The 12,892-nt window shown below is 41.9% G+C and carries 12 protein-coding genes and 1 pseudogene; 4 read left to right on the top strand and 9 right to left on the bottom strand.

Annotated elements, in window-relative coordinates:
- Nucleotides 1–136: 136 nt before the first annotated feature.
- Entirely contained in the window at nucleotides 137–1,063 is a 927-nt protein-coding gene (locus LLY41_RS01170) for a restriction endonuclease subunit S (RefSeq protein WP_370460183.1), read from the bottom strand.
- A 952-nt stretch (nucleotides 1,064–2,015) separates the two neighbouring features.
- Here LLY41_RS01170 and LLY41_RS01165 point away from each other — a divergent pair.
- The 4 genes and pseudogenes from LLY41_RS01165 to LLY41_RS01150 all read left to right on the top strand — a co-directional run.
- Nucleotides 2,016–2,579, top strand: a complete 564-nt coding sequence (locus LLY41_RS01165) for a helix-turn-helix domain-containing protein (RefSeq protein WP_304586687.1) — start codon at nucleotides 2,016–2,018, stop codon at nucleotides 2,577–2,579.
- Nucleotides 2,572–2,736 carry a hypothetical protein gene (locus tag LLY41_RS01160; RefSeq protein WP_304586686.1) on the top strand — a complete coding sequence of 55 codons (165 nt, stop codon included), beginning with the start codon at nucleotides 2,572–2,574 and terminating at the stop codon, nucleotides 2,734–2,736. The genes LLY41_RS01165 and LLY41_RS01160 overlap by 8 nt, the downstream gene beginning before the upstream one ends.
- A gap of 69 nt (nucleotides 2,737–2,805) precedes the next feature.
- The gene (locus tag LLY41_RS01155) at nucleotides 2,806–3,183 is read left to right on the top strand and encodes a hypothetical protein (protein ID WP_304586685.1); all 378 of its coding nucleotides are present in this window, start codon (nucleotides 2,806–2,808) and stop codon (nucleotides 3,181–3,183) included.
- 58 nt (nucleotides 3,184–3,241) lie between these two features.
- Nucleotides 3,242–4,279: pseudogene (locus tag LLY41_RS01150) on the top strand (recombinase family protein); the annotation flags it as partial.
- A gap of 630 nt (nucleotides 4,280–4,909) precedes the next feature.
- Here the strand turns inward: LLY41_RS01150 and rlmH are convergent.
- The 8 genes from rlmH to yycF all read right to left on the bottom strand — a co-directional run bounded on the left by rlmH (nucleotide 4,910) and on the right by yycF (nucleotide 12,724).
- Entirely contained in the window at nucleotides 4,910–5,389 is a 480-nt protein-coding gene (gene rlmH, locus LLY41_RS01145; RefSeq protein WP_304586684.1) for a 23S rRNA (pseudouridine(1915)-N(3))-methyltransferase RlmH, read from the bottom strand.
- Between the two features lie 80 nt (nucleotides 5,390–5,469).
- Entirely contained in the window at nucleotides 5,470–5,631 is a 162-nt protein-coding gene (locus tag LLY41_RS01140; RefSeq protein WP_304586683.1) for a CxxH/CxxC protein, read from the bottom strand.
- A 147-nt stretch (nucleotides 5,632–5,778) separates the two neighbouring features.
- On the bottom strand, nucleotides 5,779–7,008 hold the full coding sequence (locus LLY41_RS01135; protein ID WP_095245569.1) for a S1C family serine protease: 1,230 nt from the start codon (nucleotides 7,006–7,008) through the stop codon (nucleotides 5,779–5,781).
- 232 nt (nucleotides 7,009–7,240) lie between these two features.
- Entirely contained in the window at nucleotides 7,241–8,035 is a 795-nt protein-coding gene (locus tag LLY41_RS01130) for an MBL fold metallo-hydrolase (RefSeq protein ID WP_095245568.1), read from the bottom strand.
- 7 nt (nucleotides 8,036–8,042) lie between these two features.
- Nucleotides 8,043–8,855 (bottom strand): two-component system regulatory protein YycI, encoded by an 813-nt coding sequence (locus tag LLY41_RS01125; protein ID WP_095245567.1) that lies wholly within the window; start codon nucleotides 8,853–8,855, stop codon nucleotides 8,043–8,045.
- A complete protein-coding gene (locus LLY41_RS01120; RefSeq protein WP_095245566.1) occupies nucleotides 8,842–10,182 on the bottom strand; it encodes a YycH family regulatory protein in 1,341 nt (446 codons plus the stop codon). The genes LLY41_RS01125 and LLY41_RS01120 overlap by 14 nt, the downstream gene beginning before the upstream one ends.
- Nucleotides 10,179–12,008, bottom strand: coding sequence for a cell wall metabolism sensor histidine kinase WalK (walK, locus tag LLY41_RS01115; RefSeq protein WP_095245565.1), 1,830 nt, complete (start codon nucleotides 12,006–12,008; stop codon nucleotides 10,179–10,181). The genes LLY41_RS01120 and walK overlap by 4 nt, the downstream gene beginning before the upstream one ends.
- An 8-nt stretch (nucleotides 12,009–12,016) precedes the next feature.
- A complete protein-coding gene (yycF, locus tag LLY41_RS01110) occupies nucleotides 12,017–12,724 on the bottom strand; it encodes a response regulator YycF (RefSeq protein ID WP_095245564.1) in 708 nt (235 codons plus the stop codon).
- Nucleotides 12,725–12,892 lie beyond the last annotated feature (168 nt).

Genomic DNA, 12,892 nt, shown 5'->3' with positions numbered 1-12,892 from the left:
TTAACTAGGGCTCTCTGTATTGTCTCTTTAATTGATGTTGCTGCCTCATACATACCCTATCAGAAAAACAGAAAAACAGGTCACTATACTTAACTAGTTAAGCTTTACAATATCTATCATTTATAATCTCAAATTTTTAGCTTTGTAGCCTCTCTTTTAACCCCATCATATCCTTTATTGCTTGGACAATTCTTGTTTGTTCTTTATGTGGAGGGAGAGGGATTAAATAATTTTCTATATAGTTTTTTGAAACTCGTTGTTGACCGGCTGTTCCCGTGAAGCTTTTTTTTCCACCATTAATAAAGTCACTACTCTTAAATATATAAAGTAAATACTCTCGTTCAATTCCTCTTGAATATGGTCTAAATACAAATAGTTCAGTAGTTCCAGCTCCAATACCATTAGGCAAGTTCTTAATAACTGCTGACTTTTGATTTTCAAAACAAGGTGTTATTTTGGCAACGACTATATCTTCTTCTTGAAAATGAGTATATCCCTTTTTTATTTCCTTCCATTTTCTTATTTCATTTGTATGTTTGTTAACTATCCCGTCTTCAATAAGTTTCATAGGTATAAAGCCTACATCCATTTCATCATCATAGGAATTTCTAGGATTAATGCTGCAAATTTCGCCCAGACGTACCCACTCCCATGTACTAGGAATATCAAAAGGTATTTCTTCTTCAGAAATAGGTAAGAAAGGGATGTCTTTCTTGATGACTTTATCTTTGATCAGTTGCTCTTTTTCTAACTGTATTTTTTCTTTAAGATGTAGAGCAGGTTCGTCGTTTAAATCTTGCTTAACCAATTTTCCTTGCAAAGCATACTGTAGAATAGATCTTTCTAAATTTATTGGAAATAGTTCATTTAGATAATTGATATCTGAATACTTAATGTCATACTCTTTTATTTTTCCCAATAACTTTTTTACTTTCATTACTATTCTATTTTGTTCTTCTCTTGGGGGAATAGGAATTAATTTGGGCGATATCATCGGAACTGTTAATTGTTTGATACTAGTACCTACTCCAGTCTCAATTAATGCTTCTAGTACGATTTGCAAGTATTCTAAAGAGACATTAACACTTGGTTTTAATACTATTAACCTTACAATTGGTACAAATGGTTCATAACGAACCTCAGAATCAAAAAAAGGGGCCTGACCCTCAGCCCTTTAATGCGGTAGTATAGTTGGGGTCAGGCACCTGTTATCTGTATCCTCCGTCTGTAACTGTTTCACAATAGGCGCTGGTACTTGTACTTGAAATCAATTACGGACTGTGCAGCTAGCAGGTAGTATCTTGGATGCGGCCAATCTCACTATTAACTATCTACTAGGAATGGTTGCTGTTATGAGCTCGGCTGCTTAAGTGAGCGTTTCTAGAGTTATATTTCCTGTTTCATGGGAAACGGCTCTGAGTGCACACTACTCCCTGTGCAGGTGTATAGACTAACTACTTCTACACAAAGAGTAGCCTTGGATGAGTAATTCCCCGTTCCTTTTTGATTGGGTATCCGTATCATCGTGTTCATACTGACTATGTCTTTATAAACCCATTGTTGCTTTTAAAACAAAGGATTTAGAAAAACAAACGCTTAACAGGTACTTCAGCGCCCCACCTGCTTCACCAACTTTATACTTGCTGGATCTGTGCGTTTCTCCGCTCGCTTCATCTCTCCACTTATATGAAGAAACTGAACCCCCACAACTTCTTTTTGTACGCTTAATACAGAGGCATCGTTGCATTTTTCCTCCTGACGTTTCAGACACAAGTATGAAATTATGTCTGCACCGAATGAACTTTCCGACGTTGGCTTCATTTCACCTTACCAGTTTTTTGAATACGCTGGTGTCAGGTCATTCCAGCTACACTTTATCCTCTTTATTCTGTTTTATCCTTAAATAGAGCCAAAGTCAATAAAATTTTATCCAAACGGAAAAATTATGAGCATATTATTTTTCTAAATGGAAAAGGATATGTTATATTAAAGACAACGAAAGGAGAGTGCTAATTATGCAAAGAGGAAAGCCTTATCAAACCACTAAAACTGATTTAAAGGAATTAGCAGCAATGAAAAGTGTAAATGAACGGATTGAATGGATTCGAAATAAAGCTTCAGAGGTGAATAACGGTCAATACACGGTATCCAAAGTAGCCAATGACATTGATGTAGGTCCATCTGTACTAACCAAACTAGAGTCTGGATTTACTAAAAATCCAAATCTGGATTTGTTACAAAAGCTAAGCAATTACTTCAATGTTCCTATAATTGCTTTCTTTGATGAGTATTATGTATCACCTTATCCGTTTACTATCTTCGGCCAAAATCACTCTGGTTTGGACGTGGGCCCACTATTTAGGGAGGCATATCAAATAGATTTGTCTTGTACGATTTCCTCTCTGAATAGCGAATACACCGATGCTTTACAAGAGAGTTTTCAAATAACACCTTTGGAATACGAAGAAGTAAAGGAAGAGTTTGAGTATTTCCTTTATAAATTAAGAGCAAGGAAACAAAGATGGGCTTCAATGCTAAAAGCTATGGATAAATTATCAGGAGGAATGCGCAATGAATGACAATAAAACAACCGACAATGCAATTCCTGTAAATGGAGCTGTTCGAAAGAACAAACTCAATAATGAGGAGGCTTTCTTAAATCAAGTCATGCAGTTTATGTCCAAAGCAATACAAGATTGGGAACAAGGAAAGGTAGCAAGGGAAAAGGATGGATAGCTATTTTTCTAGGCAGATTCGCTGAGTAAAAAATCAAATCGAAAGAGAAGAGAACAGGAGGAAAAAAGAATGGATTTAACTTTGAACTTACCTAATTGGGGAACACCAGAAATCACTGAGGACTTGGATGGTTCAATGGACTATCTCCTTTTTCTACTTAATACTGTCAGGTTCACTCAAGGAAAGGATAGAGAGCAGCTTTTACAGGAGATTGATAAACTACATCGCTATCTTGAAAGAGTCTTAGGGAATAACTACTCCACTTTATTGGATTATCAGTTTGATTACTTCGGCGTTTATGGAGAGTTAAAAGAGAAGCCATGGAGGTTATCTGAACTAAGTGATGAAGAACCTCGTAATGTTGTGAATGGCTGTAGACATGCTTACCTTCCTGATGGAAGTATTGTTTCCATTCAACAACTTAAAGCCCATAAAGCACCTTTTTAAATTACTCTAATGAAGCGGCAATAGCCGCTTCCATTTTTATATAGGAGGGTATTGAAAAATGATAAAAAAGATAGATGCAGTAATCTATGCACGTGTTAGTACAGAAGAACAAGCCACTGAGGGCTATAGTATTAAAGCCCAGAAGGACTTATTAAGCTCGTATGCAGAGAAACATAACCTGACAATCATTTCGGAGTATATCGATGAAGGAAAAAGCGGAAAGAGTATAGATGGCCGCCCTCAAATGATGCGCTTATTAGAGGATGCCAAACAAAAGAAATTTGAAGCAGTCGTTGTTTACAAGCTGGACAGATTAGCTAGAAAAACACGGGATTCACTCGAAATTGTAGAAACTTTAGGTAGCCATGGCGTGCAACTCATAAGTTTGTCAGAAAACATAGACACCACGACTCCACATGGAAAGATGTTTTATACGGTATTAAGCTCATTGGCTGAAATGGAGAGAGATCAAATTGTAGGACGGGTAAAAATGGGGATGACACAAAGAGCTAAGGAAGGAAAATGGAATGGCGGACAATGTTTTGGATATGACGCAAAAGAAAAGAAGCTATTGGTTAATGAAGAGGAAGCCGAAATTGTAAAAGAAATATTTGCTTATGCTGACCAAGGATTCGGTTACAAAAAGATGGTAGGTATCGTGAATCGCAAGGGGTACACCACAAAGAGAGGAAACGTCTTCTCTATCGGCACATTGAAAGTGATCTTGGATAATCCAGTTTATATCGGGAAAATTCGCTTTAATCAACATGAGAATTGGTCGGAAAAGAGGCGGTCGGGTAAAAACAAAGAGCCTATTATAGTTGACGGTGAACATGAAGCTATCATTTCTGAAGACTTATGGGAAAGGGTACAGCAGAAGCGTTCTGCACGTTCATATAAAGCTGTGCAATCAGACCAACCTTATATCCTTACGAAACTTATTCGCTGCCCACAGTGCGGTGCTGGAATGGTAGCAGGAAAATCTAAAAGTGCGAATAAAACATACCGATATTATAAATGCGGTACCTTTCATAATAAAGGAGCATCAGAATGCTCTTCCAATAGCATTAATGCAGATGTCGCAGAGCGCCAGGTTCTTCAAGAGTTCAAACGTATTGTCACAGAGTCTCAATTCCTCCAACGATTAGTTCAAAAAATGAATAAGGAAAGAGAGCACGCTAAAGAACCACTATTGAATGAAAAGAAACGCCTGGAAGCATCTATAAATAAAAGTGAAAAGTATATTGCTAATATTACTGATAGCTTAATGAAAGACCCTGAACTATTGCCTATGTTCACTGAAAAACTAAAAGAGCAGCAACAAGCAAAACTTTCATACCAACAGCAACTAGAAGACACCGAAGAAAAGCTAGCAAATACAACAAGTAAACCAATCGACTTAATGGCTCTGCTTCACTTTGTCAGAAATCTAGATAGCATATTAGATCAGGCAGATAGTGAAGAAAAGAAAGAACTCCTTCGGATGATTATTAAAGAAATAGAAATTACTCCTGCGGCTCCATCTCCGAGAAAAGGAAGGCAAATAACCAAAATTCACCTTCACTTTGATTTCACCCCAGTTGGTGTAAAAAAAAAGTCAAAAGACCTCATAAGAAAGATGGGAAGCTATGCTCATGATAAAAGTGTTGATTTATCAGCTTTGGACAAACAAAATTCAACAGATAAAGAGATAAGGGACACGTTGAAGTCCCTTTCTATTTTACCCTCACTTATGATACGGTTCCCCCCGATTAATCCGAAAAGCCCGATAAACCTGCTCCAGCAAGATCAGCTTCATCAACTGATGCGGAAACGTCATCTTCGAAAAAGACAGCTTCTCATCCGCCCGCTGCAAAACCTCCTGGCTCAACCCAAGAGATCCACCTATGACAAACGCAATCTTGCTCTTTCCGTATGTAGCCAGTTTATCAAGAGTATCCGCGAGTTCTTCTGACGATTTCATCTTCCCTTCGATCGCCAATGCAATGACATGGGCATCCGGATGGATCTTCGCCAGGATCCGCTCGCCTTCTTTTTGCTTGACCTGCATCATTTCCGTTTCGCTTAGTTCTTCGGGGGCTTTTTCGTCGGGGACTTCAATGATGTCCATTTTGGCGTAGGCCGACAGTCTTTTCAGGTATTCGTCAATTCCTTGCTTCAGGTACTTTTCTTTTAGCTTTCCGACCGTAATAATTGAGATATTCACAGCATGTCCTCACTTTACAAACAAGATATCCACAGAAGTTATCCACATGTCCACATTTTTCATCCACATGTTGTATGGGATCATTCGTTCGCTACAACATATATTGCGTTATTTTGACAATATTCACAGGTTGTTGATAACTTTTTATCACCTTCAAGTTTTGTTAATTGCGGGAATGTTTCGTACTCGTCCACCACTATATCTATTGCCAGATCAACGTGTTCGTCACAGCAGTAAATCATTTCAGCTAACTCCTTTTTAGGCCGGCCGCCTGTTTTTTTATCCGAATTGTGGATAATTTTAATTTTCGGTTATGTATTTAAGTTATCCACATCTCATACTAACAAAACAATAAAAAACAGGAAAGCGATTATCGCTTTCCCATTTCATTAAAATGTCTCGCCGCTCAGCTTCATCGTTACTTCCTGGGTTTTGCCGTCGCGGTAAAACTTAATCTTCATCTGGTCACCCACTGATTTCTTCGTATAGAGATGCTGGCGCAGTTCGATGATGTCTTTGATTTCCTGTCCATCCATCTCGACAATGACATCCATTTCCTTCAGTCCCGCCTGTGCTGCTGGAGAGTTCGGTTCTACAGATGTGATGGCCACACCTGATTTTACATCCTTCGGCAGTTTCAGTGCCTCCTGCTGGTAGTAGCCAGGAATTTCATTGACTGATGCCAGCTGAACGCCCATATATGGACGTTTTACTTCTCCGAACTTTTCGAGGTCATCAATGACTGGTCTTGCGTAGTTAATCGGAATCGCCAATCCGATTCCTTCTACAGCACTCTCTGCGATTTTCATGGAGTTGATGCCGATGAGCTGGCCGCTGATATTCACCAGTGCCCCGCCGCTGTTACCCGGGTTGATCGCGGCATCTGTCTGCAGAACCTCTGCCTGCCAGTCTACTGTTCCATTCTGGTCAATATCAACCGGTATGGCACGCTCCAGTCCAGAGATGATTCCCTGTGTGACTGAGCCGGAGAACTGGCCGAGAGGGTTTCCGATGGCAATGACGGGCTCGCCTGGCTTCAGCTTGTCTGAATCGCCGAATTCGGCTACCGTTTTGATTTCCTTTGCTTCTACTTCAAGCACGGCAAGATCTGTCCAAATATCGCTGCCTACCAGTCTTGCCGGCAGCTTGGTGCCATCCTCCAGGCTTACTTCCAATTCCTGAGCACCTTCGACCACATGGTGGTTTGTGACGATGAAGGCTGTATTTCCTTCCTTCTTATAAATAACGCCTGAACCTGTGCCGGCCGGCTGTCCGCCTCCTTTATTTCCTTCATTCGACCAGAAGCCGGCTGTCTGGATGTTCGTAATGCTTACAACTGCATCCCCGGCTTTGTCGACCGCCTTGGTTACATCGGTTGTCACATCGACTGAGACATTCTGAGTCCTGGCATTATTGTTGTCTCCCGCTGCTTCATCCTGCAGCTTTTCATCCGGTTCAACCGTATAAGGGAGCACGTCGTAGTCAGCAAGCTTTGGGACTGCAACCACGACCAGGATGGCCCCCAGTATGATGCCAACAAGGCTGGCCAGAAAGTATCCGCCCTTGTTGCCTTTTTGCCCTTTATAACGGTTCTGATGATCTTGATCATAATAGCCCAAACTGCACCCATCCTTTCTTTCTTTTGCAAAAAAAACGGCTGTTTTTAATATGAATGCTAGAACTTAGTCTTCCTTTATACCCAATATTATACTCTTCTGTTTTTAGAAATCTAACAAAAACGCATTCGCTGACGCAATCTTACGACTTTGTTCATACTTTAGTAAAATTTCCTCAAAAAGAAAAAGAGGAATACACGAAAGACAGCTGTCTCTCTGTGTATTCCTCTTATGTTTAAACAGCTGTTAAAATCGTCGGGACCTTCGGATCGGTATCCAAAAGGTCGAATTGTTCGCCGACAATGATTCCGCGGCTTTCCAATGTCTGGGCGACAGACATTCTCGCCAGATCCTTAATATTGTTATCCTGGCTTAAATGGGCAAGATAAAAGCTCTTCGTCCGGTCGCCGGCCACTTCACTCATCGCCAGCGCTGCATCCTCATTGGATACATGGCCGACATCGCTTAAGATCCTTCTTTTAATATTCCACGGATAGCGGCCCATGCGAAGCATCTGGACATCATGATTGCTTTCAAAGACGTAAGCCTCTGCATTAGAAATCAGGCCTTTCATGCGGTCGCTGACGTAGCCTGTATCGGTAATCAGTACAAGCTTTTTCCCGTTATCATGGAACACATAAAACATTGGGTCGGCTGCATCATGGGACACACCGAAGGATTGAATATCCAGGGATCCGAATGTTTTCACGGCTTCCATATCAAAATGAAACTTCTGGTCAACCGGCACTTGCCCAATCAGTCCGTCCATGGCCAGCCACGTTTTTTCATTGGCATAGATCGGTAGCTTATACTTCCGGGCAAGAATCCCGACCCCCTTGATATGGTCGCTATGCTCATGGGTCACCAGTATGCCTGAAAGCTTGCTGATGTCCCGGCCAATATGCTGAAATAATCCTTCCATTTGCTTCCCGCTTAAACCGGCATCTACCAGAAAGGAATGTCCCTCCGTCTCGACAAAGATCGCATTCCCCGTACTGCCGCTCGCAAGAACGCTGAATTGTAAAGACATGTTTTCCTCACTCCACTATTTTTTTCTCTTCGTTGCTAAGCTGAATAATTTTGCCCTCAAAGGCATCCACAAATAAATTCTCCTCGCCATTAATGACAAATCGCCAGGCAGGCGTCAATAATTGTGAAGAGCTCAAATGCACGAAGGTAAAATAACCCAACTCTACATTTGTGATTTTTGATTTAGGCAGAAGCGAGCCATTCTTGTAAAGGGTCTCGACAGCCTTGATCGGCTGAATGACTTTTTCGCTCTCTTCCTTCGATTCAATCTTTTCCAGAAGTGTCTGCTTGTAAGAGACGATTTCATTTTCATCATTTAAATAAAATGTGAGCTCGCCATTTAAATTCATATAAAACATCTTGTCTTCAAATTCCTGATAATACGTGATTTTATTGCTGTCTTCGGGCTTGTCCCAGAAGCGGTACTGATCCCCGAATAACACCCTGTTTTTGATAAAAGCGGATAATTCGGATGGACTGAACTTGTCACTGATCTTGATCGGCTCATCCAGAACTGAGTTCAGGGTGGTTCCTTCTGAAATCGTAATCTCCTGGCCTTCAAGCTTTGTTTCTTTCAGGTCCTCAAGCTCTTCAATATCAAATTCCACCGGCTTAGCCCTCAAGTAACGGTCTTTCGGGTTGCTTTTCGGAAGCGGTGACTCAAATGTGATTTCGGCACTCTTAAGCTGTTTTTCCAGGGATGCCTGGGCGACCGGTTCAAATTCACTGGCTTCCTTTAATTTGAAAAACTCGTACATCAAGTAAATATCCAGCACCAGGAAGGTTAAAATAAAGATTGTTTTAATCTTACTCCAATCCATTATTCATGCCCCCTGTCTCATCAAGCGAAATGCTCTTCCACGTTCCTTCATAACGGTAAAACCAGGAAGGCTCCAGACGGATAAAGGTGGTCTGCGCTTCCTTGACCAGCATCATCTGATACCCCAGTCTTACATCCTCCAGCAATTCCGGATCGAATCCCTCAAGGGCCAACAGGTACTCCATTACGCGATTTCCGGAACTGAGAGATACTTCTGTTGGCGTTTCCGTACTCAGTCCAAGCTGGAAGCTGCTTCGAACATACTCATAAATTTCATTTTGCCCCCAAATCTGGCGGATCTCAGACAGTTTCGGATCATCGCTGAAAATAGGATAGCCCGAAGATTCATACATCCGGAATACAACCCGATGGTTCACTTCATCTATTTCGGCGAATTGATAATTATCTGTCCATCCCGAATGTCCGTTAATGTAATCAATGCTCCTTTTCAGGAGGTCGCCTGACGGAAATGCCGGATTATCCCCGGCTGCCGGTTTAATATAACGAAGGGTATTTTTATCAGAATTCACCCTCAGCAGGCTTAAGGTATCATTATATTCATCCTCTGATTGCTGAAAGCTTTTCTGCACGACACCCGGATCACTGAACAAGGCATTTTTGTATTGTTCAGAGTCCAATTTTTTCTCGAGATATTGATATCTTGGCATTTTGGTATCCTGTGCGGGCAGGTAGATGGTTCTTTTATCAGATGGCTTATAAGCAAGATAGGCTCTGTATTCCGGGTTATATTCCGACAGATTGAAGTATTGGCTCTTGAAATTCTGAATAAAGGAAACAGGCACATGGCTTCGATAAATCTGCCGGTTATCCAATGAGACAAAATCAACAATTCCTTCCTTTTTACCCGTTTGCCTGGTATCAATGACAATATGATCAAATTGAAAATCAGTGAGATTTTTATCGCCAATTTTAATGACGGATTTATATAAGTCAATCGGAACAGAATCCGGAAATGCCAGAACCGCTTTTCCTTCATTATGAACAAACGATGGAAGGATGTCTGCTTCCTCTTTGATATTTTCAAAGTCAGCAAAGTTCCAATCGCTGATTTCGTTTATAACCTTATCAATCTCACCGGGACTGGCCGTGCCGAAGGTTTGTTTTTCATTGAGATGGAATAAGAGGGTGTCCGGTCTTACAATCTGATTTACTTCTTTTTTCTCGGCGATTGTCACTTCCTGAATGGTGTTTGCTTCTTTTTCAATTCGCTCAAAAGCCGGCTGGTAGGTCCAGAGATTCCAGGTCAGGAGGACACTTGTCACGACTAGAATGGTCAGTATGATGGATTTTATATTTTCATATTTCATTCCCAATCATCCTCTTCCGAGCGAACATATGGAAGGCTGAATGAAATCGTTGTCCCTTTCCCTTCTGTACTCGCTGCCCAAATTTTCCCGCCATGAGCCTCCACCATTTCTTTCGCAATGGCCAAACCGAGGCCTGTTCCGCCAAGCTTTCTTGTGCGGGCTTTATCCACCCGGTAAAAACGCTCAAAAATCTGCTCAATATTTTCTTTTGGTATTCCCACACCCTGGTCAGAAACGCTGACGATAATGAATTCATCTTTTTCCTCAATGCCAAACGTCACCTTTCCGCCTTCCGGAGAGTATTTCAGTGCATTGGAGATGATGTTGTCCAGTACCTGTGTGAGCTTGTCCTTATCGATTTCCACAAAAGCCGAATGGTCCGGAAGCCTTCTTTCAAACGAAACATTCTGCTGCTTCGTCATTTCAAAACGGTCTATAATTCTATTATAGAAGAAAATGAAATCAATCCAGTCCTTGCTTAAACGGTAATCCTTGCTGTCCATTTTGGAAAGCTGCAGCAGGTCATTAACCAGGCGGATCATCCGCTCTGTTTCATTTTGGGTGACATCCAGAAAGTTCGGGGCAATCTCCTCATCTTTCCAGGCGCCATCTGCCAGAGCTTCCAGATAGCTTCTCATCGTCGTGAGCGGCGTTCTGAGTTCATGTGATACATTCGCCACAAATTCGCGGCGTTCCATATCAATTTTCTCCTGCTCGGTGATATCATGCAAAACGGTGATTAAGCCGTTCACAAAACCGGTTTCTTTTTGAATAACCGAGAAATTTGCACGGAGAATCAGCGTTTTCGTTTTGGTGCTGTAATCCAGGATGACTGAATCCCGCTCATTTAAAAGCTCTTCAAAGGTATAATCCTCTTCAAGGCCTAAGAGGGATACAATCGGTGAAGAAAGGACCGTTTCACGTGAAACATTCAGCATTTTTGCTGCAGGCTCATTAATGAGAATGACACGGCCTTTGCGGTCGGTAGCGATAACTCCATCGGTCATATAGGAAAGAACAGAGGATAATTTCCGCCGTTCGCCTTCCGTTGTGGCATGCGCTTCCTGAAGTTTCTTTGTTAAGCTGTTAAACGTAATGGCCAGCTGGCCAATTTCGTCATATCCATAAACTTTAACCTTGCGGGAGAAGTTCCCTTTTGCCATGGCCAGCGCCTGTTTCCGCATATCGGAAATCGGGCGTGTTACCGTCTGGGCAAGGAGTATTCCCAGAATTGCTGTGATGGCTAATGCAATGGCTATGCCGGATGTGAAAATATTATTTATCTGCCTCATCTGATCATAGATGTTTTCTATTTTAGCAACCAGATAGATGGCTCCATTGACTTCCCCATTATTATTTTTAATAGGGGTGACGAGAACCCATATCCGCTGTCCCTGGTCAACAAAATCCTCTTTCACCGGCTGTTTCGTGGCGATGGCCATCTTGATCAGATTATCCGTGGACCTTCCCCCGACAACCCCCTGATTATCGGGATCAGAGGTGCCAAGAATCCTCAGTGATTCTCCTTCAATGACACGGACTTCGGATATATCCGCAGAATTGTAATCACTTAACAGCCTTCTGATATCTTCCTCGAGGGAAGGGGCCTCCTCATCGGGAAGCCTTACCTTGGTCATCTGTTCCTCCACATAATAGCTGAGAAGATTAACCCTCTCCTGAATGGCATCTTTGAAATTTTCCTGTAAGGTCGATTCCAGCTGCCTGACAAAGTAGACTCCGATAATCTGCATCGCTACCAGGATGAGAAGAACGTAAATGATCACAAACTTCAAATGAATGGACCGAAAAAAACCCACCTTTTCCATGTACCCTTTTACTCCTGTTCAGGATTCCGCAAGTAATAACCGACTCCTCTTCTTGTCACGATCCATGTCGGGTGGCTTGGATTATCCTCGATTTTTTCCCGCAGTCTCCTGACGGTTACGTCAACTGTACGGACATCACCATAATAATCATAGCCCCATACGGTTTGAAGAAGATGTTCCCTCGTCATGACTTGTCCAATATGCTTGGCCAGGTAGTGAAGGAGCTCAAACTCACGGTGTGTTAATTCAATCGTCTCACCGCGTTTGGAAACCACGTAGGCATCCGGATGGATTGTCAGTGAACCCACTTCGATTTCGTTGGATTCATCTTCTTCCTCTGCCTTGGCAACCTGCTGATGGCGCCTCATATTAGCCTTCACACGGGCAATCAGTTCTCTCGTGCTGAACGGCTTTGTTACATAATCATCTGCACCCAGCTCAAGACCCAGAACTTTATCAATTTCAGAATCTTTTGCTGTCAGCATAATGATCGGCATATCGTATTTCTTGCGCACTTCGCGGCAAACCTCAATGCCATCCCTCTGCGGAAGCATGATATCAAGCAAAATCAAGTCCGGCTTGATTTCTTCCACCTTTTCAAGGGCGTCATTGCCATCATAGGCACACACCACTTCATAGCCTTCTTTTTTTAAATTGAACTGCAGAATATCTGCAATTGGTTTCTCATCGTCTACAACCAGAATTTTTTTATCCATACCTATCTCCTTTTTCTTGCTCATTTATTTATTTTTGGAGCAGTAGAAGTCAGTTTCATGCATATGTTCTCTACTTTACTTTACCATGTTAACAGTGAGAATTCACCTATTACGAAAAGCTGGAGCCCCTGCCTGCCTCTGACACATATTTCTTATTCTTAACCACAA

It is taken from the genome of Cytobacillus firmus (assembly GCF_023612095.1).
Lineage (GTDB): Bacteria > Bacillota > Bacilli > Bacillales > Cytobacillaceae > Cytobacillus.
Note: the sequence above shows the minus strand (reverse complement) of the source record. Positions and strands in the feature narration are given on the sequence as shown.